This window comes from [Actinomadura] parvosata subsp. kistnae, from assembly GCF_900323885.1.
In the GTDB taxonomy this organism is placed as follows: Bacteria; Actinomycetota; Actinomycetes; order Streptosporangiales; family Streptosporangiaceae; genus Nonomuraea; species Nonomuraea composti.
Window position 1 is genome coordinate 3,210,119 of sequence record NZ_OOHJ01000018.1, and the last position, 20,259, is coordinate 3,230,377.

The 20,259-nt window shown below is 72.8% G+C and carries 21 protein-coding genes; 14 read left to right on the forward strand and 7 right to left on the reverse strand.

All coding sequences use genetic code 11. The annotated features are described in order from the left end of the window. The first annotated feature begins 46 nt into the window (after positions 1-46). On the forward strand, positions 47-1,180 hold the full coding sequence (locus KIS93_RS35090; protein ID WP_080043624.1) for a hypothetical protein: 1,134 nt from the start codon (positions 47-49) through the stop codon (positions 1,178-1,180). On the opposite strand, the gene KIS93_RS35095 is transcribed toward KIS93_RS35090, so the two are convergent. Next, the gene (locus KIS93_RS35095; protein ID WP_080043623.1) at positions 1,150-2,007 is read right to left on the reverse strand and encodes a helix-turn-helix transcriptional regulator; all 858 of its coding nucleotides are present in this window, start codon (positions 2,005-2,007) and stop codon (positions 1,150-1,152) included. The genes KIS93_RS35090 and KIS93_RS35095 overlap by 31 nt on opposite strands. Positions 2,008-2,113: 106 nt before the next feature. Here KIS93_RS35095 and KIS93_RS35100 point away from each other — a divergent pair, with 106 nt between their 5' ends. Further along, positions 2,114-2,992, forward strand: a complete 879-nt coding sequence (locus tag KIS93_RS35100; RefSeq protein ID WP_186404583.1) for an NAD-dependent epimerase/dehydratase family protein — start codon at positions 2,114-2,116, stop codon at positions 2,990-2,992. On the opposite strand, the gene KIS93_RS35105 is transcribed toward KIS93_RS35100, so the two are convergent. Continuing rightward, a complete protein-coding gene (locus KIS93_RS35105) occupies positions 2,983-3,669 on the reverse strand; it encodes an NADPH-dependent F420 reductase (protein ID WP_080043621.1) in 687 nt (228 codons plus the stop codon). The genes KIS93_RS35100 and KIS93_RS35105 overlap by 10 nt on opposite strands. After that, positions 3,666-4,559 carry a helix-turn-helix domain-containing protein gene (locus tag KIS93_RS35110; protein WP_080043620.1) on the reverse strand — a complete coding sequence of 298 codons (894 nt, stop codon included), beginning with the start codon at positions 4,557-4,559 and terminating at the stop codon, positions 3,666-3,668. Before KIS93_RS35110 ends, KIS93_RS35105 begins: the two co-directional genes overlap by 4 nt. An 80-nt stretch (positions 4,560-4,639) precedes the next feature. Here KIS93_RS35110 and KIS93_RS35115 point away from each other — a divergent pair, with 80 nt between their 5' ends. After that, positions 4,640-6,043 carry an MFS transporter gene (locus tag KIS93_RS35115; RefSeq protein ID WP_080043619.1) on the forward strand — a complete coding sequence of 468 codons (1,404 nt, stop codon included), beginning with the start codon at positions 4,640-4,642 and terminating at the stop codon, positions 6,041-6,043. On the opposite strand, the gene KIS93_RS35120 is transcribed toward KIS93_RS35115, so the two are convergent. Further along, the gene (locus KIS93_RS35120) at positions 6,012-6,623 is read right to left on the reverse strand and encodes a dihydrofolate reductase family protein (RefSeq protein WP_080043618.1); all 612 of its coding nucleotides are present in this window, start codon (positions 6,621-6,623) and stop codon (positions 6,012-6,014) included. The genes KIS93_RS35115 and KIS93_RS35120 overlap by 32 nt on opposite strands. Positions 6,624-6,773: 150 nt before the next feature. Between KIS93_RS35120 and KIS93_RS35125 the strand changes: the two genes are divergently transcribed. Next, on the forward strand, positions 6,774-9,512 hold the full coding sequence (locus KIS93_RS35125; protein ID WP_080043617.1) for a WD40 repeat domain-containing protein: 2,739 nt from the start codon (positions 6,774-6,776) through the stop codon (positions 9,510-9,512). A 51-nt stretch (positions 9,513-9,563) separates the two neighbouring features. On the opposite strand, the gene KIS93_RS35130 is transcribed toward KIS93_RS35125, so the two are convergent. From KIS93_RS35130 to KIS93_RS35140, 3 genes are read right to left on the reverse strand one after another with little or no spacing between them, the layout of a single operon-like run. Continuing rightward, positions 9,564-10,208 (reverse strand): TetR/AcrR family transcriptional regulator, encoded by a 645-nt coding sequence (locus KIS93_RS35130; RefSeq protein ID WP_080043616.1) that lies wholly within the window; start codon positions 10,206-10,208, stop codon positions 9,564-9,566. Between the two features lie 31 nt (positions 10,209-10,239). Then, positions 10,240-10,908 carry a DUF4166 domain-containing protein gene (locus KIS93_RS35135; protein WP_080043615.1) on the reverse strand — a complete coding sequence of 223 codons (669 nt, stop codon included), beginning with the start codon at positions 10,906-10,908 and terminating at the stop codon, positions 10,240-10,242. Next, positions 10,803-11,519, reverse strand: a complete 717-nt coding sequence (locus KIS93_RS35140) for a hypothetical protein (protein ID WP_080043614.1) — start codon at positions 11,517-11,519, stop codon at positions 10,803-10,805. Before KIS93_RS35140 ends, KIS93_RS35135 begins: the two co-directional genes overlap by 106 nt. A gap of 166 nt (positions 11,520-11,685) precedes the next feature. Between KIS93_RS35140 and KIS93_RS35145 the strand changes: the two genes are divergently transcribed. From KIS93_RS35145 to rfbB, 10 genes are all read left to right on the forward strand, one after another. Beyond that, complete coding sequence (locus KIS93_RS35145; RefSeq protein WP_418115096.1) at positions 11,686-12,000, forward strand: MmcQ/YjbR family DNA-binding protein; 315 nt, start codon at positions 11,686-11,688, stop codon at positions 11,998-12,000. Positions 12,001-12,011: 11 nt separating this feature from the next. Further along, positions 12,012-12,503: a GNAT family N-acetyltransferase gene (locus KIS93_RS35150; protein ID WP_222107689.1), complete on the forward strand. Its 492-nt coding sequence runs from the start codon at positions 12,012-12,014 to the stop codon at positions 12,501-12,503. A 232-nt stretch (positions 12,504-12,735) separates the two neighbouring features. After that, positions 12,736-13,992 carry an acyltransferase family protein gene (locus tag KIS93_RS35155; RefSeq protein WP_080043612.1) on the forward strand — a complete coding sequence of 419 codons (1,257 nt, stop codon included), beginning with the start codon at positions 12,736-12,738 and terminating at the stop codon, positions 13,990-13,992. 107 nt (positions 13,993-14,099) lie between these two features. Continuing rightward, positions 14,100-14,483, forward strand: a complete 384-nt coding sequence (locus KIS93_RS35160) for a hypothetical protein (RefSeq protein ID WP_080043611.1) — start codon at positions 14,100-14,102, stop codon at positions 14,481-14,483. 33 nt (positions 14,484-14,516) lie between these two features. Beyond that, positions 14,517-15,461, forward strand: a complete 945-nt coding sequence (locus tag KIS93_RS35165; protein ID WP_080043610.1) for a DMT family transporter — start codon at positions 14,517-14,519, stop codon at positions 15,459-15,461. Beyond that, a complete protein-coding gene (locus KIS93_RS35170) occupies positions 15,458-16,102 on the forward strand; it encodes a GntR family transcriptional regulator (RefSeq protein ID WP_080043609.1) in 645 nt (214 codons plus the stop codon). Before KIS93_RS35165 ends, KIS93_RS35170 begins: the two co-directional genes overlap by 4 nt. Before the next feature lie 91 nt (positions 16,103-16,193). Further along, positions 16,194-16,544 (forward strand): hypothetical protein, encoded by a 351-nt coding sequence (locus tag KIS93_RS35175; protein ID WP_080043608.1) that lies wholly within the window; start codon positions 16,194-16,196, stop codon positions 16,542-16,544. Between the two features lie 269 nt (positions 16,545-16,813). Continuing rightward, positions 16,814-18,268 carry a sugar transferase gene (locus tag KIS93_RS35180; RefSeq protein ID WP_080047331.1) on the forward strand — a complete coding sequence of 485 codons (1,455 nt, stop codon included), beginning with the start codon at positions 16,814-16,816 and terminating at the stop codon, positions 18,266-18,268. Continuing rightward, positions 18,269-19,336 carry a glucose-1-phosphate thymidylyltransferase gene (locus KIS93_RS35185; protein ID WP_080043607.1) on the forward strand — a complete coding sequence of 356 codons (1,068 nt, stop codon included), beginning with the start codon at positions 18,269-18,271 and terminating at the stop codon, positions 19,334-19,336. Continuing rightward, the gene (gene rfbB / locus KIS93_RS35190; protein WP_080043606.1) at positions 19,333-20,259 is read left to right on the forward strand and encodes a dTDP-glucose 4,6-dehydratase; all 927 of its coding nucleotides are present in this window, start codon (positions 19,333-19,335) and stop codon (positions 20,257-20,259) included. The genes KIS93_RS35185 and rfbB overlap by 4 nt, the downstream gene beginning before the upstream one ends.

Genomic DNA, 20,259 nt, shown 5'->3' on the forward strand with positions numbered 1-20,259 from the left:
CGATCTTCGTAGGGTGGGGCACCCCCCTGCGAAGATCGGAGCCTCGATGTCCGAGCCCCAGCCGACGCCCGCCGACCAGTGGTCCACCTGGGAGACGAACCCGGAGCTTCCCGGTTACTGGCCGGGGCTGGGCCTGGAGCAGGCGGGCGGGTTCGAGATCCACCGCGCCGGCGTGCGGTCCGTCGCGGGCGGGCTGGTGAAGCTGGCGGTGCACGCCGGCGACTTCGCCTTCAGCGACGCCACGCACTACGACCTGGCGGGCCTGCGCTGGAACCTGCCCCGCGAGCTGCACGCGATCCTCACGGACGCGGATCGCGCGGTGGCGTCGTTCTGGAGCGACCTGTACGCCGAGACGGGCATGGCGGGCCTGCTGATCGAGCGGGCCGCGGCCAACTACCGGCTCGCGGACCAGCCCCTGCTGGGCGACCTGCCGCTCGACCGGCTTCACGAGCGGGTCGAGGAGCTGCACCCGGACGGCCGGGGCGTGCGCGGGCCGAGCGAGCTCTACCCGAACGGCAGGGTGTCCCTGAGGTTGTCGAGGATGGGGGATCACGGCGTCGGCGACATGACCGCGGACCAGGCGAAGCTGGACATCGAGGCTCTGGTGCGGTACGGCGGCGTCCGGGATCCGCACGACTACGAGCGGATGGCCGAGGCGCTGGTCGAGCTGGCGAACAAGCTGCAGCTGCGCGCGCAGGACCTGCGGGACGCCCCGTGGCACGGCGCGGCGGCCGACAACGCGCAGACGGCGCTGCGGCAGATCTACGGCAACGCGACGGCCCTGGCCGCCGTCACGGGGGCGCTGGCGGGCGCGAGCAGGAGGTTCGCGGAGATCGTGGACTGGTGCCGCAGGAACTTCGAGGCCATGGCGGACCCGGATCGCGGCGGGTGGGAGGAGTTCTGGGACCTGGGCGGGACGGCCGACAGCCGGGCGCGCAGCTTCCTCGCGCAGGCGAACGACGCGTTCATGGCCGTCTACGACCTGGTGCCGGAGCAGGTCCAGGAGAGCCTGCCGGGCCTGCTCGTCACCGACGAGAGCCACACCGAGCTCAAGTGGCGCCTCCAGGACGTCCAGGCGCGCATCCTGGATTCGGGCGTGGGCAGCATGGACGACCCCTACGTGCGGGACCTGGACCTCAAGGTGGCCGCCTACGAGCGGGCGGAGAAGGCGTACGGGTAGGGAGCCCCGGCGAGCTGCTGGAGCGACCGGTGGGCCGCCGATCCCGGCTCGGCCGTGAAGATGACGACCTGCTGCTCCTGCTCCGGCACGGTGAGGATGTCGAAGTCCAGCTCGATCGGCCCGGCCTGCGGGTGGTGCACGGTCTGGCGCAGGTGCCGGTCGATGCGGAACTCGTGGGAGTTCCACATCCGGGCGAACTCGGCGCTGCCGGCCACCAGCTCGTCCACCAGCTCGCGCAGCTCGGGATCGTCGGGGTAGCGGGTGACGGCCATGCGCAGGTAGCTGACGGCCGTGACGACGAACCGCTCCGGGTCGAGCACGCCGTAGCGCGGCCGGTCGGGGTGGTCGGGGTTGAGGAAGTAGCGGCGGATGACGTTGCGCTCCTGGCCGTCGAGGGCGGAGAAGTCCTCGAACAGGGCCGCCGCCAGCGGGTTCCAGGCGAGGACGCGGCAGGTCGGGTCCACGACGATGGCGGGGGCGTCGGTCAGCCGGCCGAGCAGGGTCAGCAGGCTCGGCTCGACCTCGCGGACGGGGCCGGCGGCGGGGCTCTCCTCGCGTTCCCCGGCGAGCTGGAACAGCCGCGCCCGCTCCTGGTCGGACAGGCGCAGCGCGCGGGAGATGCCGTCGAGGACGCGCCGTGACGGGTGCCGTCCGCGCGCCTGCTCCAGCCGCGTGTAGTGGTCGACCGAGATGTACGCGAGCTGGGCGACCTCCTCGCGGCGCAGCCCGGGGGTACGCCGGCGGCGCCCTTGCGGCAGGCCCACGTCGGAGGGGCTGACCCGCTCGCGCCTGCTCCGCAGGAACTCCCCGAGGGCGTGCTTGTCCATGGAAATGACTCTATGTCCGCGGGTGGGGTGTTACCCAAGGACTCATGGTCCCTGGTTGCCCCGGCGGGCGGGCGGAAGCCTGAAGCCACCCCACGAAGGAGGAACCATGCGGATCTTCATCACCGGCGCGAGCGGCTATGTCGGCGGCGTCGTCACCGAGCACCTGGTCAAGGCCGGCCACGAGGTCAGGGCGCTGGCCCGCTCCGAGAGCGCGCGGGAGCGCGTGGCCGGGCTGGGGGCCGTGGCCGTGCCCGGCGGCCTCCAGGATCACGAGGCCCTGCGTATGGCGGCTGGGGATGCCGACGCGGTCGTGCACGCCGCCGTCGACTACTTCCACCCCGAGATGGGGGAGATCGAGCGGGGCGCGGTGGCCGCGATGCTGGCCGGCATGCACGACGGGAGCACGTTCGTCTACACCAGCACCGGCCTGGTCTACCCGGACACCAAGGGCGAGACCGTGGACGAGGGGTATCCGGTCGATCCGGCCACGTCGTCGCAGCCGTACAAGGTGCTGGGCGAGCGGCAGGTGCTGGCGGCCGGGCACGTGGCGGGCGCGGTGATCAGGGCGTCCCTGGTGCACGGGAGGGGCGGGTCGGGGCTGCTGCGGGGGCTCATCGGCGCAGGCCGGCAGAGCGGCACGGTGCCCTACGTCGGGGACGGCGCCGCCGAGTGGTCGTCGGTGCACGTGGACGATCTCGCCGCGCTCTACACGGCGATCCTGGACCGCCCGGACCCCGGGATCGTCGTCAACGCGGCCGCGGTCGAGCGCACGCCCCTCCGCCGGGTCGCGGAGGCGGTGGCGGAGCTGACCGGCGCGCGGGCGATCTCGCTCACGGTCGAGCAGGCGGTGGCGGCCATGGGCGAGCAGGCCGTCACGCTGACCCGGTCGGCGCCGATGGACGCGTCGCGGGCCAGGCGGCTGCTCGGCTGGGCGCCGGCCGGCCCCACCCTGCTGGAGGACCTGACCGCCGGCTCTTATCGCTGACGGAGCTCGGCGGCGTCGAGGGCTTCGCGGATGACGGTGGTGCCGGCCGGTACGCCCGGCGACTCCCAGAAGTTCGGGTTGCCTCCCGCGTACGGGTTCCCGTACACGGGCGTGCCGGGCTGGAAGCGCCAGCTCTCCGCGAGCGGGCCGGCGTCCACGGCGTCGTACCCGATCGCGTCGAGGAACGCGGTCACCGCCTCCTTGGCAGCGGCGTCGTCGCCCGCGATGGGCAGGGCGGTGCGGTCGGCCCCGGCCGGGCGGGCCAACGCGCGCAGGTGCTCGGAGTAGATGTTGTTGAACACCTTGACGACCTTCGACGTCGGGAGGTGCTGTTGCAGCAGCTCGCTCGACGTGGTGGACCCGTCGGCGAGCTGGGGGATGTCCCCGTCGCGCTGCGGGTAGTAGTTGCCGGTGTCGAGGACGGTCTTGCCGGCCAGCGGTTCCACCGGGACGTCGGGGTAGGCCCGCAGCGGGATGCTGACGACGACGAGGTCGCCGGCCGCCGCCGCCTGTGCCGGGGTCGCCGCGCGGGCCTTGGGCCCGAGCTCGTCGACCAGCTCCTTGAGCGTCTCGGGGCCCCGGGAGTTGCTGAGCACGACGTCGTAGCCGGCCTGCACGGAGAGCCGGGCGACGGTGCCGCCGATGTTGCCGCTGCCGATGAAGGCGATTGTCGTCATGACGGCCCCAACCCCTGCGGAGGGTGGGGAATTCCCTCCACGGACGACGGCAGGCGGGTGGTGGTCTCGGCGAGGTGCCGCAGCCGGGCCTCCGACTCCGAGCCGGCCTCGGCCGCGAACATGTCCATGCCCTGCAGCTCGGGGTCGCCGGGCAGGGCGACGAGCTCGGCCGACAGCCGCAGCTCGCCGACGAGGGGGTGGTCGAGCACGTAGTCGCGGTGCGTGGCGGCGGCCACGTGGTGCTCCTCCCACAGGTCGCGGAACTCGGCGCTCTCCTGGCGCAGCGCGTTGACGTGCGCGGTGACCTGCGGGTTCGCCGGGTAGCGGGCGGCCAGGATGCGGAGCTGGGCCACGTGCTCCCTGGCCAGGCGGGGCCAGCGCGGGCCGTGCAGCCGCCGGATGCCCTCGTCGGTGAAGATGAGGTGGGCGATGGTCCGGCGCTCGTCGGGGATCGCGGCGAAGTCGGCGAAGACGGCGGCGACGAGCCGGTTCCAGGCGACGACGTCGGCGTGCCGGCCCAGCACGAAGGCCGGCGTGAGGACGAGCGAGTCGAGCAGCCGCTGCAGCCCCGGCCGGACGGGCGTGCGCGGGAAGTCGCGGCAGCGGTGCGCCGGGTGGGCCAGCGCGTGCAGGTACGACCGCTCGTCGCCGGTGAGCCGCAGCACGTCGGCGATGGCGTCCAGCACCTCGGCGGAGACGTGCCGGCTGTGGCCCTGCTCCAGGCGGGTGTAGTGGGTGACGCTCACGCCGGCGAGCAGCGCCAGCTCCTCCCGGCGCAGCCCGCGCACCCGGCGGGTCCCGTTGCTGCGGTACGGGACGCCGACGTCCTCGGGCCGCAGCCGGGCCCGGCGGGACTTGAGGAACTCGCTCAGCTCGACGCTTCGATCCACATCAGCCCAGCCTAGGCAAAGTTTGGCTACCCAGAGCACGGGGCTGGCTGGGGTCGCGGGCCGTCAGCAGGCTGTCCGGCATGAGATCGGTCATCCCTCTTGTGCTGCTGGGTCTCGGCAGCATGATCACTGCCTTGGACTTCACCATCGTCTACGTCGCGCTGCCGGAGATCGGCCGCGCGCTCGGCTTCTCCTCGCACGACCTGCAGTGGGTGGTCAGCGCGTACGCCGTGCCGTTCGGCGGTTTCCTGCTGCTCGGCGGCCGGCTGTCGGACCTGCTGGGCCGCCGCCGCATGTTCGTGCTCGGCATGCTCCTGTACGGCGCCGCCTCGCTGCTCGGCGGGCTGGCCGGCACGCCGGGGCTCCTGGTCGGCGCGCGGGCGGTGCAGGGGCTCGGCGGCGCGGTGCTGATGCCGGCCACGCTGTCGCTGGTGGTCACCATGTTCGAGGAGGGGCGGGCCCGCAACCGGGCGATGACGGTGTGGGCGGTGTGCGGCGCCAGCGGGATGAGCGTCGGGGCGCTGCTCGGCGGCGTGCTGACCGGCGCGTTCGGCTGGCCGGCCGTCTTCTTCGTGAACGTGCCGCTGGCCGCGCTGGCCGTCGCGGCGGCGTTCGGCGTGCTGGCGCCCGACGGGGCCAGGCGGGCGGGCGGCTTCGACCTGCCCGGGGCGCTGACGGGCACGGCGGGCGTGACCGGGCTGGTGTTCGCCATCTCGCGCGGCGCCGAGTGGGGGTGGGGCTCCACCGGCGTGCTGGTGCCGCTGCTGGCGGCGGTGGCGCTGCTCGCCGCGTTCGTCCGGATCGAGGCGCGCAGCCGCAGCCCGCTGCTGCCGCTGCGGCTGCTGGCCAACCGGCACACCAGCGCCGCCGCCGCGGCCATCCTGGTCTACGGCATGACGCTGCAGTGCGTCCCGTACTTCCTCACCCTGCACTTCCAGGACGTGCTCGGCTACGACGCCATGCAGTCGGGCCTGGCCTTCCTCGGGCCGACGCTCGGGATCACGGCCGGGAACCTGCTCGGCGAGCGGCTCATCCCGCGCCTCGGGCTGCGCGGCACGCTGCTGCTCAGCGTGCTCGTGGGGGTGGCCGGCACGGGCCTGCTGGCGCTCAGCCTGTCGGCGGACGGTACGTACCTCGGCCTGCTCGCCGGGGCCGTCGGCTTCGGGCTCGGCGCCGGCCTGTCGTTCACCACCATGTTCATCCTCGCCGCGACCGGGGTGGCCGGGCACGAGCAGGGAGCCGTGTCGGGGTTGTCGTCCACGGTGCTGCAGGCGGGCAGCGGGGTGGGGCTGGCCGTGCTGGTGGCCGTGGCCGATCCCGTGGCCGATCCCGGCGCCGGCGGGGCGGCGGCCATGGTGGAGGGGCTGCGCGGGGCGTTCCTGACCGCCGCGGGGATCGCGCTGCTGGGGCTGCTGGCAGGGGCCGCGATCCCGCGCCGCACGCCTGCCGCGCTTACCGGACGATCCGGTACGTCAGGTGGGTGACGAGGCGGCTGCCCGTGGGGGCGGCGACGGGTTCGAGGGTGATGTCGCCGACGTCGTGCAGCAGCCGCTCGCCCCTGCCGATGATGACCGGCGCGACGTGCAGGCGCAGCTCGTCGATGAGGCCCGCCGCCAGGTACTGGTTCACGGTCGCGGCGCCGCCCGCGATGGCGACGTCCCGGTCGCCGGCCGCCTCGCGGGCCCGCTCCAGCGCCGCCTCGATCCCGCCGGTGACGAAGTGGAACGTGGTGCCGCCCTTCATCGGCAGCGGCTCGCGCTCGTGGTGGGTGAGGACGAAGACCGGCGCGTGGTACGGCGGCTCCTCGCCCCACCAGCCGGTCCAGCCCAGGTCCCAGGCGCCCCGGCCGGGGCTGAACATGTTGCGCCCCATGATGAACGCCCCCGCCGCGGTGACGGCCTCGATGACCTCGGCGTGCTCCTCGGCCTCGTCGAACATCCACTGGTGCAGCCGGTCGCCCACGCCCTCGCCGAACGGCTGCTCCAGGCTCTGGTGCGGGCCGGCCACGTAGCCGTCGAGGGACATCGCCATGTCACAAACGACCCTGCTGGTCCCACTGCTCATCTCACTGCCTCCTGAGGCTCCGGTGTTGTTTCACCCTCAGGTCGGAGCCGCCCGCCCGGCTTCTACACGCCGGGCGGAACTTTTTCCGCGTCACCAGTGATCCACAAGATTTCCGGACAATGCGCAGATAGTTCAGTAAGGTCGCGCGCTATGGCGATCACGTACCCAACGGCCGATCCCGGCGCGTTCCTGGCGGCGTTGCAGGCCACGGACTGGTCGGCGTTCGAGCCGGCCCGCGACCTCCCACCCCTGCGCGCCGCGCTCGCCGAGCTGGAGCGCACCCAGGGGATCACCGACGCGCACCGGCTCGCGACCGAGCGGATCAAGGGGCTCGGCGCCGTGCTGCGGCACCCCGACGGGCACCCCGCCGAGATCAACGGGTACGGGCTGAGCCCGTGCGGGCGCTACCTCGCCATCGGGAGCTGGTGCGGCGACGACTACGAGCAGGGCGGGATGCTGCAGGTCTGGGAGCTGGCCGGCGCCCGGTGCGTCAACGTGCTCGACGGGATCACCGGCGGCGTCGGCTGGCCCGGGTACAGGCGGACGATCCAGTGGTCGGCCGACGGGCGGCGGGTCGCGCTGGCGTACAACACCAACGGTGTGGGCGTGTGGGACCCGTTCGGGGAGGAGCCGGAGCCGCTGGGCGAGGCTTACGTGACGGACGGCAACTCGCGCCCGCCCGGCTTCGCGTTCGCGCCCGACGGCACCCGCGCGTTCATCGTGACGGGGACCGAGGGCGAGGTGCAGGGGTGCGTCGCGCCGCTGACGGAGGGCGAGGTCTACTGGGCCTACGACGACGAGGACGAGGGCGGCCTTGGGGTGGCGCTGCTGTCCGAGCCGCTGCCCGACGCGGTCAGGACGCTGCTGGGCGACGACGAGCTGTTCCTGCGCGACGTCTTCTGGTCTCGTGACGGGCGGCGGCTGCACGGGTGCGCGGACGGCTGGGTCTGCGCGCTCGACGCGGACTCCGGCCGGGTCCTGTGGTTCGCCGAGGCGGGCACCGGTGCCGACGCGCCCTCCTGGAGCAGGGACGAGCGGTACTTCGCGCACCAGCTCCACGGGCAGCTGCTGATCGGCGACTCCTTGACCGGGTGGACGGTGGCGAAGCTGCCGGGGCATCCGGGCGCGTCGGAGCTGTGCTGGGGCTCGTACGGGCCCGTCGCCCGGCTGGCGGTCGTCGTGCCGGACGGCAACGAGGCGAACGCCCGCCCCCACGTCACCATCCACGACCAGGGCCGGCACCGCTACGACGTGGACGTGGCGCTGCGGTGGGTCGACCCCGACTACGACGGCGCCGCCTGGGCGTGGTCGCCGGACGGGCTGCACGCGGCGGCGCTGACCGCCCACGGGCAGGTCGAGGTCTGGAGCCTCGGGGACGTGCCGTCCCGGGTGGGCGCCGTCGAGGCGCCGGCGGGCGCGGCCGGCGTCGTGTGGGGCGCCGACGGCGTGATCGCCCTGGTCGGGCCCACCTGCCTGCGCTTCTTCCAGGCCGCCGACGGGCGGATCACGGGCGACTTCGCGTTCCTGCGCACCCCGCCGGAGCCGCGCCCGCTGGAGCTCGACGGCGAGGACGTCGGTGAGGAGGTACGCGCCGGCGAGGAGGCGAGCGCCGACCCCACGTTCGCGCTCGACGACGAGACGTGGGCCGTGGCCTTCGAGCAGGGCCAGGTCATCGCCCCGCCCGAGCGGGCGCACGCCCTCGACGGCGCCCTGGCCTGGACGGTGCAGCGCCGCTTCGGCTGGCCGGTCCGCTGGGGCACGCTCGACGTCGCCCCGGACGCCGCCACCGCCGCCGAGCGGTTCGGCCCACCGCTGCGCGAGTACCTGGAGCCGTTCCGCGGCCACACCCCGCCCGCCGACGAGGACTGGCCGCCGCCGAACACCGTCACGCTGGAGGACCTCTTCCAGCTCGCCCTCGCTTCGGTCCGGCCGCTCGCGAGCGGCTGGGACTATCACGTGAGCCGCAACCTGCGGCACGCGGCCCGGCTCAAGGCCCGCCTGGGCGACCCGGCCGGGGCGCGCGCCCTGCTCGACGAGATCCCCACCCCCGCCGACCGGGTACGGGGAGCGGCCGACGTGGCGACGATCCTGGCCGCCGCCGGGCGCCACGACGAGGCCCGCACGTTCTTCGACGGCGACGAGTCCCGGGCCGAGGCGGCGCTCGACGAGTACAACGTGGCGTTCGTGGCCTCGTCCGTGGCCGGCGCGTACGCGGCCATGGGGGACCCGCGCGCCGACGCCTGGTTCGCGCGCGCCCGCGCCGCCATCGAGCCCGAGACGAACCCCGGCGAGCACCGCCTCGCGGTGGCGTGGGCGCTCATCGAGTGCGGGCGGGAGAACGAGGGCCGCGCCCTGCTGCTGGACGGCGGCACGCCCACCGTCTTCTCCAGCGTGCCGCTGCTGGCCTACCTGATCCTCACCCACCGCGACCACCTCGCCCGGGAGATCATCCCGCTGCGCGACCCGGCGGCGGAGGAGTGGCAGGCGCAGGGCTGGTTCGACGGATGGGAGGCGGTGGAGGTGCTCGCCCGCCTGGGCCGCCCGGACCTGCTGCGCGAGTGGGCGCGCGTCTACGGCGACGGGTACGCGTACGAGGACCAGCTCGCCCAGGCCGAGGCGAACGCCAGGCGCGACCCGGCCCGCCCGCGCCCCAGCGAGGGGGAGCTGGCCGCGCTGATCGACGCCTACGCGACGCTGCGGAAGACGCCCCGGTCGCAGCGCGAGCACCCGACGCAGCTGCTCGCCGTGCAGGCGGCCGAGTGCGGGCATCTCGGCGCCGCGCTGGACCTCATCAGGCGCCTGCCGGCCGACGACCTCAACGGGCAGGCCGGCCACGCCTTCCGCGCCATCTGGATCACCGTCACCGGCCTCGACGTCGAGCCGTGGTGAGCCGGTCCTCCGGCGTTCCGGGCGACTCCTTCGGCGTTCCGGGCGAGTCCTTCACTGGTTCCGGCGGCGCGGCCCGAGGCTGCGGGTGAGCCTGGCCCGCACGGTCCTGCGCAGCACGGGCCCCAGCTCGTCCAGGACGGCGACGAGCGCGGCCAGCTCCTCCAGCGCGTCGAGGGCCTGGGCCGCGCCGTCGGCGTCCACGCCCTCGTACAGCTCCAGGCCCACGAACGCGGCCGAGACCGCCTTGGCCAGCCCGCTCACGTCCACGAACTCGGCCAGCGGCGAGGCCGCCAGCACCCGTCCCAGCGCCTGCTCCACCTCGGCCGTCCACAGGTCGAGCCCCTTCACGACGGCGGCGGCCAGCTTCTCGTCGCTCTGGCCGCCTGCCAGGAGCTGGGCCAGCGCCGCGACGCTGCCCGCCGTACGCTCCTCCGCGTGCAGCTCGCGGCCGAGGTCGAGCAGCTCGCGCAGCGAGGTCACGGCGGCGAAGCGGTCGCGGTAGAGGGGGATGCGCTGCTGCGAGCCGTGCTCGCAGGCGGCGGCGAGGAGCTGGTCGACGCTGCCGAAGTGGTAGAAGACGAGGGCCTGGTTGACGCCCGCGGCCGCGGCGATCGTCCGCGCGGAGGCGCCGGCCATGCCCTGCTTCTTGAGCGTCTCCAGCGCCGCGTCGAGCAGCTTCGTCCGTGTGTCGGCCACCGGGCTCCCTTGCGAGGTTCAGAGATACGGGTCAGAGACGGGCCACCTCCCGCCTGGGCCTCACGCTAGCGGGAACGCCGTGGCTGGCGACGTCCACGTACGAGACGGTGAAGCTGCCCCAGTAGCCGACGATCCGGCCGAGCAGCGGGTTCGAGACGGTGACGGCGATCCTGAAGCGGCCGGCCCGGTCGTCGTACTGCTCGGTGACCAGGGCGGTGCCGGTGGCGGCGGCCGGGACGCGGACGGCGAGCGGGCCCTCCAGGAGGCGGAGCGGGCCTGAGCGGATGGCCAGGCCGCCCCGGTCGTCGACCGAGAGGGTGAGCGGGGTGGCGAGGTGCTGGTGGGTGCCCAGGTAGTCCACGACGCGGGCGCCGGCCGGGTCGTAGATCATGGTCGCGTCGAAGCGGCTGCGGGGGAAGGTGCGCACGAACGTGACGGTCTCGCGGCCGTAGGAGTCGGCGTACGGGTAGTTCTCGATGCGGAACGGCACGTCGCGGCCGGTGTCGGTGACCAGGATGTTCCTGAGGCTGCCGAGCGACAGGAACGGGCGGACGACGGGGCCGGCGTTCCAGACCCGGTCCATGACGCCCTGGCCTACGCACGCCTCGCCGCTGTCGAGCCCGACGCCGAAGCGGCGCTGGAGCTGCGGGTGGAGGCGGTCGAAGTCGGGGCCGAGCGCGCGCTGGAAGATCGAGGGCATGGTCGCTCCTTGAGAGCTCGGTCGGGGTGGCGCAGGCACCGGCGGGCCGCCGGCGTGCCTGGCAGGGGCGGCAGGGCGACGGCGAGCGCCGCCACGGCCGCGGCGGGCAGCGGCCCGAGCGTCCAGGCGGCGAGCGCGACGGCGGCCGTCCGGCCGGCCGCCTCCGCCAGGGCCTGGAGGAGGGTGCGGGCGGGGGACCTGCCGGTCTCCAGCCACAGGCGCAGCCGGTCGAACGACCAGGCCGTGGCCCACCACATGAGCCGGGGCGGCAGCACGTGCGGGCGGTAGCCGTAGGAGGTGAGGAAGCGGATGCCGGCCGCCGTCGGGACGTAACGCCAGTAGCCGGAGCCCGCGCGGATGGGCGAGAGCGGGTGCGTGGAGCCGAAGCGGAGCGCCGAGGTGCGGGTGCCGTCGGCGGCGTGCCGGTTCCCGGTGCTGACGCCGGTGCCGCTGACGCCGAGCGTCGCGTAGCGGAACACCCCGGGCTCCTCCGGAAGAGGGTGGATGCGGCCGAAGCGCAGGTCCCAGCGGGTGTGCAGGGCCGGGTCCTGGGTGGCCTGCCACAGCGCCTCCATGCCGGCCCTGATCAGGATCTCGATGTACAGCCGCATGACCCCGCACGATGTCCGATTTGAGCGGTCGCTCAAGTCGAATATAGGGCGATTTGAGCGACCGCTCAAGAGGGCGGGAAGTGTCGGTCGCGTCTGGTACACAGGCGGCATGGGTGTCACCGTCGATGAGTTCCTGAAGCTGCTGGACGAGCTGCCCGACGTGCGGATGAGCCACGGCGGCGAGTGGATCGGCCTCAAGGTGCACGACAAGGGGTTCGGCTACCTCTGGGAGGCCACCGAGACCGTCGGGCTGAAGGCGACGATCGAGGAGCAGATCGCGCTGGTCAGCGAGCGGCCCGAGGTGTTCGAGGTGCAGTTCACCGCCGGGCGGTTCGGCTGGGTGGTGGTGCACCTCGACCGCATCGACGCGGAGGAGCTGTTCGAGCTGATGGCCGAGGCGTGGTGCCTGACGGCGCCCAAGCAGCTCGTGGCCGACTTCGAGGCGACCCACCCGATCGGGAAGAAGGTGCAATCCGGGTAATCTCCGACAATGTGACCGCTCCTAACGTCCGGCTGCGCGAGTGGCGGGAGGCCGACGCGCCCGCCGTGCTGCGCGCCTTCCAGGCCCCCGACCTGCGGTTGCAGGCACCCTGGCCCGTCGTCACGCTCAAAGACGCCTCCGGCTGGATCGCCTCCTGGGCCGGGGCCGGCCACGCCTTCGCCGTGCTCCACGACGAGCGGGTCGTCGGCAACGTCGCCGTCACCAAGATCGACGGCCACGGCAACGGCTCGGTGTCCTACTGGGTGGTGCCCGAGGCCAGGGGGCGGGGCGTCGCGGTGGCGGCCACCCGGCTGGTGGCGCGGTGGGCGTTCGACGAGCGCGGGCTCTACCGGCTGGAGCTCGGGCACCGCGCCGACAACCCGGCCTCGTGCCGGGTCGCCACCAAGGCCGGCTTCCTGCCGGAGGGCATCGAACGGGGCAAGCTCTGCTACGCGGGCGTCCGCTACGACGTGGAGCGCCACGCCCGCCTCGCCACCGACTGAGCCCTCGGGCCCGCACCACCTCCCGCCCGCCGGCTGGAGCCGCTTCACGTCCTCCGGTTGGAGCCGCTTCCCGCCCGCCGGTTGGAGCCGCTTCACGTCCTCCGGCTGGGGGCTGCTTCCCGCCCTCCTGCCTGCACCGTTCCAAACTCGGCGACGTTACTGGAGATATGTCTGTTACGTCCGCTGGGCGCGTCCCGATATATCCACGTCGGGGCCGAAGGCGGGGGTGGGGATGGACGCGACGGCGAGCACGACCGCGAACGTTCCGGCGGGCACCAGGGCCCGCTCCCGCCTGGACGGCCTCGACGGCATCCGGGGCCTGGCCGCGCTCTTCGTGGTCCTGCACCACTGCCGGCTGCTGTCCTTCCCCGGCTTCCCCGCCGACACGGGGCCGTGGTGGGCGAGCTGGCTGCTGTACGGGCACTTCGCCGTCGTCCTGTTCATCGCGTTGTCGGGCTTCTCGCTGGCCGTCTCCCCGGCCCGGTCCGGATGGCGGCTCGGCGGGGTGCGCCGCTTCGCGCAGCGCCGCGCCTGGCGCATCCTGCCGCCGTACTGGGCCGCGCTGGCCTTCAGCCTCCTGGTCGCGTGGCTGGCGGTCCCGCAGCCGGGCGAGGCGGTGCCCACCGGCAAGACCGTCGTCGTGTACGGGCTGCTGCTGCAGGACGTCTTCGGCTCGCCCAGCCCGAACGGCGCCCTGTGGTCGATCGCCATCGAGGCGCAGCTCTACCTCGTCTTCCCGCTCCTGCTGCTGATGGTCCGCCGGCTGGGCGCGTGGGCCATGGTGGCCCTGGTCGCCGTCGTGGTCGTGGCCGTGGGGGTGGCGGCGCCGCTCGTTCCGGCGGTGGGCCTGCTCATGCGGCTGACCCCGCAGTTCGCCGTGCTGTTCGCGGCGGGCGTGCTCGCGGCGGGCGTGGTGCGGGCCCGGGTGCGCGCGCCGCTGCACTGGCTGGCGGCGCTGGCGGGCGCGCCGGTGCTCGTGCTGATCGCCGTGCGGGGCTCGACGTGGACGGTGTCCAACCTCTTCTGGGTGGACCTGGCGCTGGCCCCGGCCGCCGCGCTCCTGCTCGCGGCCGTCGCCCAGGGCCGGCCGCGCCCGCTGGTGCGGCTGCTGGACAGCCGGCCGGTGCGCACGCTCGGCTCCTTCTCCTACAGCCTCTACCTGGTGCACGCGCCCATCGTGGTCGCGCTCGCCCACTTCGTCGTCTCCCCGCACGTGGCGCCGGGCGTGGGCCGGCTCCTGGTGCTGCTGGCGGTCGCGGTGCCCGCGTCGGTCCTGTTCGCGCGGGCGTTCGCGGCGGTGTTCGAGCTGCCGTTCCAGCGGCACCGCAGCGGCCCGGCGTTGCGAGCGGCGCTGCGGGAGTGGTGGGCGCGGCGCGGGCAGTCGCGGTCCGGGCAGTCGCGGTACGGGCGGTCGCGGTACGGGCGGCTCGGCCGCCGCGCCCCAAGCGCGCCGGAGCCCGTCGAGGAGCCGCCGGCGGCCACGAGCTGATCAGGGCGCTCGCAGCCACGAGCTGACCGGGGCGCCCGCGGCCACGGGCTGATCGGGGGAGCCGGTCGCCTGGCGTCCTTCGCGCGGGCTGAACTACGCTTTGACGGGTGAACAGCGAGAGTCTGGCCGCGGCCGGGCTGTTGGAAGCTCTGAGCCGGGCGTCGGAGATTCTCGCCGACTTACGTCATCCGTTCGTGCGCAGCGAGCGGTTCTCCTACTTCTTCCCGCCGGCGGGCGCCCGCGTCGGCACCACGGTCGTGCTGCCCGACGGCCGCGAGATCACGTTCGAGGTGTCCATCGCCGCGTCCGGCAGGGCGTTTCACGTGGAGGGCGGGATCCAGTCGGAGGAGGAGACGCTGCTGGAGCTGCCGCGCAAGAGCGTGCCGGACATCGAGGAGGGGCTGGCCGCGTTCGACGACTACGCGGGGGAGGTGGCGGCGCCGGCGGAGCGGCTGATCGGGCAAATGCTCGAAGAATTGTCTGACAACTAGACGAACGCTGTCTGATTGTCTGACAATGTACCCATGAGGAATGGACCGCTCGCCGTCGTGGGCGCCGGCGTGCTCTGGGGCACCGCGGGCACGGCCGGGCTGCTGGTCTCCGCCGACTCCGTGGCGCTGGCCGCGGCCCGGCTGGTGATCGGCGGCGCCGCGCTGGCCCTGCTGGCCGGCGCCGAGCTGAAGAGTGCCGTCAAGCCAGGGGTGCTGCTGGGCGCGGTGGCGGTGGCCGCGTACCAGCTCTGCTTCTTCGCCGCCGTCAGCCGTACGGGGGTGGCCATCGGCACGGTGGTCGCGATCGGCAGCGGGCCGGTGTTCACGGGGCTGCTGTCCTGGCTGCTGCACGGGCGCCGGCCGACGAAGCGGTGGAGCACCGCCACCGCCGCGGCGATCTGCGGCTGCGCGGCGCTGATCGTCGGCGGCGGGGCCGAGGCGGGCGCGCAGGTGGTGCCGGGCATCGCGCTCGCGCTGCTGGGCGGCCTGCTGTACGCCTTCTACGCCGTCATGGCGGCGCAGGCGATCGGCCGGGGCGGTGGGTCGAACGCGGTGATGGGCATGATGTTCGGCGGCGCCGCGCTGATCATGACGCCGGTGCTGGCGCTCAGCGGCATCGGCTGGCTGGCCGAGCCGCGCGCGTTGCTCGCCGTGCTCTACCTCGGGCTCGGCACCACGGCCCTGTCCTACTTCCTGTACGGCCGGGGCCTGCGCACCACGCCCGTGGCCACGGCCGCCACGCTCTCGCTGGCCGAGCCGGCCGTCGCCGCACTGCTCGGCGTGGTGGTGCTGGGTGAGCGGCTGGCCCCGGTCTCGATCGCCGGGCTCGTGCTGCTGGGGCTGAGCCTGGTGGCGGTGGCCGTACCGGAAAGAAGGCCGGAAAGAAGGCCGGAAAGAAAGCCCGAAAGGGAGCCGGAAAGGGAGCATGGGGCAGAAAGGGAGCGCGGGCCGGAAAGGGAGCTAGAGTCGCAGCCGTGACGTTGCCGCTCAGACCCGTCTCCACCGTCGGCGCGCTCGCCGACGCCCTGCGCAGCAGGGTGTTGTCCGGCGAGATCCCGCCCGGCACCGCGCTGCCCGAGCAGGAGATCGCCGCGTCCTACGGCGTCGCCAGGCCGACCGTGCGGGAGGCGCTGGCGAGCCTCGTCCATGAGGGGTTGCTCAGGCGTGAGCGCAACCGCAGCGCCTATGTCCCGGAAGTAACGCTTTCGGACCTCGAAGACCTCATGTACGTCCGGCGCCCGCTGGAGGACCTGATGGCGCGGGCCGTGACGGGCCGCACGGTGCCGGAGGCGGAGGCGGCGCTGCACCGCATGGCCGCGCTGCCGGCCGGCGCGCCCTGGTCGGAGACCGTGGCCGAGCACATGGCGCTGCACCAGGCGCTCATCGAGGCGGTCGGCAGCCCGCGGCTGGAGCGGCTCTACGGCGTGCTGGCCGCCGAGACGCGGCTGGGCCTGGTGCGGCTGCGCGAGGTCTACAAGGACAGGGACGTGCTGGTGGCCGAGCACCGCGAGCTGCTGGACGCGCTCGCGAACGGCCCGGAGGAGGCCGCACGGGCGGCGGTCGCCGCACATCTGAGCCATTCGTGGGGCGGCGACGGCGCGCCGCATGGGGGCCTTTGAGCCACTCATGGGGCAGTGGCGGCGAGGTACATCGGCACCTTTGAGTGCGAACCCTTGCGGGACCGGCCCGTAACTCGCAAGAATCGCGGCCATGCACGGCAATCCGATGCCGGACTCCTACGTGTATGTCACGGAAGAGGGCGTCACGCGTCACTATGCGGACGGTAGCGTCGAGGCCCTCGCGTGGGAGGACGTGGTGGAGGTCCGTGTCGTCACGGAAACCGGGGAAGACGTTCTCTACATCCTGCTCGACCGTGACGGCGAGGGCTGCGTCGTGCCGCGCTCGGCCACGGACGCCACGTTTCTCGCCCGCCTGCGTTATCTGCCGGATTTCGACCTCGATCGGCTGACTCTGGCCGCCGATTCCGCCCACGACGGGGTCGTCGTGGTCTGGCGCAGCCCTGACCCTCCGTCGGCGCTACCTGACCTGGAGTACGACTAGCGCTTCACGCTGCGGCAACCTGGTGAAATGCGGTAGTTATTTTCGTATTTCGCTCGTCAACTGCTGCCACTCGTGGACCGTTCCGTCAAGCCCCCCGCCAATTTATCAATCGTCCGATTGTGGACATTTGCCGGTATTCCTCATGCCGGAATCGATCTTTACTCTTTAGTGGGGGCCGCCGCCCTTGTTGTGCGTGGGACTTGTCAACCCATGTGGTTCAAGGAACGTCCTGTTATCGCGGTGCACAGAGTTGTCAGGGTGGTGTGCTCATGAGGGTGGGGACTGGGGAGTCCGCTGTCGTGCTCCTCGAGGCCGTGCCGCGCCGCGCGTCGAGCATCTGGACGCGTGCGTACTTACGGCTGCTGTTGTACGGGGACACGGTGTGCGCGCTGCTCGCGTGCGTGTGCGTGCTGGGCATCCGGCTGATCACCGGCGCGTACATCCCGCCGGCCGAGTTCCTGCTGGGATTCGGCCTCGTCATCGCCTGGCCCATCGCCTTATGGATGGGCGGCGCGTACCGCCAGCGCGCCAACGGCGAGGGGTCGGAGGAGTTCAAGGCCGTCTTCAATGGCGGCATCGGGCTGATGGCGGCCGTCGCCATCCTGGCCTACGCCACGCAGACGGCCATCGCGCGCAGCTTCGTCATGGCGATGCTGCCGCTGGCGCTGCTGGCCACGCTCTACTACCGCTACCGCATGCGCAAGCGGCTGCACCAGCGCAGGGCCGTGGGCGACTACATGCGCCAGGTGATCGCGGTCGGGCACCGGGAGTCGATCCTCGACCTGGTGGTGCAGTTCAGGCGCCAGCCGTACCACGGGATGCGGGTGGTGGGAGCCTGCGTGCCCGACAGCGCCATGGACATGGATCTCGACGGCGTCCCGGTGCTGGGCTCGTTCGGGGACGTGGCGCATGTCGTGGAGCGGGAGCGGGCCGACGCGGTGGCCGTGCTGGCCTGCCCGGAGCTGGACGGCGCGGCGCTGCGCCGGCTGGCCTGGAGCCTGGAGACCGCGCGCACCGACCTGTTCGTGGCGCCCGCGCTGCTCGACGTGGCCGGGCCCAGGATCAGCATCAGGCCGGTCGCGGGCATGCCGCTGCTGCACGTGGAGCACCCCGAGTTCGACGGCATGCGGCAGTTCGTGAAGACCGTGTTCGACCGCCTCGCGGCGGGGCTCGCGCTGCTGGTGCTGGCGCTGCCGCTGCTGGCGATCGCGCTGCTCATCCGGCTGACCAGCCCCGGTCCCGCCTTCTTCTACCAGACAAGAGTCGGCAAAGACGGCAAAGACTTCCGTCTGGTGAAATTTCGGACCATGGTGGTGGATGCGGAGCGGCTCAAGCGCACCCTGCTCGACTCGAACGAGTTCGACGGAGTGCTCTTCAAGATTAGGAACGATCCAAGGATCACCAGGGTAGGCGCTTTCCTGCGGAAATACTCCCTCGACGAGCTGCCTCAGCTGCTCAATGTCCTGCGCGGCGAGATGTCCCTCGTCGGCCCCCGCCCGCCGCTGCCGGAGGAGGTCGCCGAGTACGGCACCGACGTGCGCCGCCGCCTGGTCGTCAAGCCGGGCATGACCGGGCTCTGGCAGGTCAGCGGGCGCTCCGACCTCTCCTGGGAGGAGTCCGTACGCCTCGACCTGCGCTACGTGGAGAACTGGTCGCTCATCCTCGACCTGCAGATCCTGTGGAAGACCTGGTCCGTCGTCACCCGTGGAGAAGGGGCTTACTAGGTGAAAGCACTCGTGCTCGCCGGGGGGTCGGGCACCCGGCTGCGCCCCATCACGCACACCTCGGCCAAGCAACTGGTGCCGGTCGCCAACAAGCCGGTCCTGTTCTACGGCCTGGAGGCGATCGCGCAGGCCGGCATCCAGGAGCTGGGCCTCGTCGTGGGCGACACGCACGCGGAGATCGAGGCCGCCGTCGGCGACGGCTCGGCGTTCGGCCTCCAGGTGACGTACCTGCGGCAGCAGGCCCCGCTCGGGCTGGCGCACGGCGTGCTGATCGCCCGCGACTACCTGGGCGACGACGACTTCGTCATGTACCTGGGTGACAACTTCGTCGTGGGCGGCATCAACGACCTGGTCCACCGGTTCGCCAGGGACCGGCCGGCCGCCCAGATCCTGCTGACCAGGGTCGGCGACCCCACCCAGTTCGGGGTGGCCGAGCTGGACGCCGAGGGGCGCGTGATCGGCCTGGAGGAGAAACCCGAGCGGCCCAAGAGCGACCTCGCGCTCGTCGGCGTCTACCTGTTCAGCCCCGCCGTGCACGCGGCGGTGGCCGAGCTCAAACCGTCGTGGCGGGGCGAGCTGGAGATCACCGACGCCATCCAGTGGCTCATCGAGTCGGGGCAGCGCGTCGAGTCCTCCGTGATCACCGGCTACTGGAAGGACACCGGCAACGTCACCGACATGCTGGAGGTCAACCGGCTCGTGCTGGAGTCGGTCGAGCCCAGGATCGAGGGGCGGGTGGACGAGGCCAGCGAGCTCATCGGCCGCGTCGCGATCGAGCCGGGCGCGGTGGTCGAGCGCTCGCGCGTGGTCGGCCCGGCGATCATCGGCGGCGGCGCCCGCATCCAGGACAGCTACGTGGGCCCGTACACCTCCATCGGCGCCTCCTGCGCCGTCGTCGGCAGCGAGATCGAGTACTCGATCGTGCTGCCCCGCGCCTCCATCGCCGGGGTGGGCCGCATCGAGTCGTCGCTGATCGGCCACGACGTCGAGGTCACCCCGGCTCCCAACACGCCCAAAGCCCACCGTCTCGTGCTGGGCGATCACAGCAAGGTACAGATCAGTTCATGACAAGAATCCTGGTGACGGGTGGTGCGGGATTCATCGGCTCCCACTTCGTCCGGAACCTCCACGACGGGTACGTCACCGTCCTCGACAAGCTCACGTACGCCGGGAACCGCGCCAACCTCGACGGGGTACGGCACGAGTTCGTGCACGGCGACATCTGCGACGCCGACCTGCTCGCCCGGGTCGTCCCCGGCCACGACCTCGTGGTCAACTTCGCCGCCGAGTCCCACGTGGACCGCTCGATCGAGGGCGCCGCCGAGTTCATGCGCACCAACGCGCTCGGCACCCAGACGCTGCTGCAGGCGTGCCTGGAGGCCGGGGTGCCGAAGGTGGTGCAGGTCTCGACCGACGAGGTGTACGGCTCCATCGACATCGGCTCCTGGGACGAGTCGGCCCCGGTGCGGCCCCGGTCGCCGTACGCGGCGTCGAAGGCGAGCGGCGACCTGATCGCCCGCGCGTACGCGATCACGTACGGGCTGAACGTCTCGATCACCCGCTGCGGCAACAACTACGGGCCCCGGCAGTACCCCGAGAAGCTGATCCCGCTGTTCGTCACGAACCTGCTGCGCGGCAGGAAGGTGCCGCTGTACGGCGACGGCGGCAACGTGCGGGACTGGATCCACGTCGAGGACCACTGCGCGGGCATCCGCCTGGTCGCCGAGAAGGGCGAGCCGGGCGAGGTCTACCACATCGCGGGCACGGCGGAGCTGACCAACAAGGAGCTCACGGCGCGCCTGCTCGAAGCCTGCGGCAGGGACTGGGACATGGTCACGTACGTGGCCGACCGCAAGGGCCACGACCGCAGGTACTCGCTGGACGACTCGAAGCTGCGGGCGCTCGGCTACCGGCCCGAGATCCCGTTCGAGCAGGGGCTCAAGGACACCGTCCGGTGGTATGCCACCCACCGCGACTGGTGGAGTCGTTGA

What these genes read in the sequence shown, in the direction of transcription:
- KIS93_RS35090 (WP_080043624.1), top strand. Translation starts at nt 47, where the DNA reads ATGTCCGAGCCCCAGCCGACGCCCGCCGACCAGTGGTCCACCTGGGAG.
- KIS93_RS35175 (WP_080043608.1), top strand. Translation starts at nt 16,194, where the DNA reads ATGCACGGCAATCCGATGCCGGACTCCTACGTGTATGTCACGGAAGAG.
- KIS93_RS35165 (WP_080043610.1), top strand. Translation starts at nt 14,517, where the DNA reads ATGAGGAATGGACCGCTCGCCGTCGTGGGCGCCGGCGTGCTCTGGGGC.
- rfbB (WP_080043606.1), top strand. Translation starts at nt 19,333, where the DNA reads ATGACAAGAATCCTGGTGACGGGTGGTGCGGGATTCATCGGCTCCCAC.
- KIS93_RS35140 (WP_080043614.1), bottom strand. Translation starts at nt 11,519, where the DNA reads ATGCGGCTGTACATCGAGATCCTGATCAGGGCCGGCATGGAGGCGCTG.
- KIS93_RS35155 (WP_080043612.1), top strand. Translation starts at nt 12,736, where the DNA reads ATGGACGCGACGGCGAGCACGACCGCGAACGTTCCGGCGGGCACCAGG.
- KIS93_RS35105 (WP_080043621.1), bottom strand. Translation starts at nt 3,669, where the DNA reads ATGACGACAATCGCCTTCATCGGCAGCGGCAACATCGGCGGCACCGTC.
- KIS93_RS35135 (WP_080043615.1), bottom strand. Translation starts at nt 10,908, where the DNA reads ATGCCCTCGATCTTCCAGCGCGCGCTCGGCCCCGACTTCGACCGCCTC.
- KIS93_RS35100 (WP_186404583.1), top strand. Translation starts at nt 2,114, where the DNA reads ATGCGGATCTTCATCACCGGCGCGAGCGGCTATGTCGGCGGCGTCGTC.
- KIS93_RS35115 (WP_080043619.1), top strand. Translation starts at nt 4,640, where the DNA reads ATGAGATCGGTCATCCCTCTTGTGCTGCTGGGTCTCGGCAGCATGATC.
- KIS93_RS35145 (WP_418115096.1), top strand. Translation starts at nt 11,686, where the DNA reads ATGAGCCACGGCGGCGAGTGGATCGGCCTCAAGGTGCACGACAAGGGG.
- KIS93_RS35125 (WP_080043617.1), top strand. Translation starts at nt 6,774, where the DNA reads ATGGCGATCACGTACCCAACGGCCGATCCCGGCGCGTTCCTGGCGGCG.
- KIS93_RS35095 (WP_080043623.1), bottom strand. Translation starts at nt 2,007, where the DNA reads ATGGACAAGCACGCCCTCGGGGAGTTCCTGCGGAGCAGGCGCGAGCGG.
- KIS93_RS35180 (WP_080047331.1), top strand. Translation starts at nt 16,814, where the DNA reads ATGAGGGTGGGGACTGGGGAGTCCGCTGTCGTGCTCCTCGAGGCCGTG.
- KIS93_RS35120 (WP_080043618.1), bottom strand. Translation starts at nt 6,623, where the DNA reads ATGAGCAGTGGGACCAGCAGGGTCGTTTGTGACATGGCGATGTCCCTC.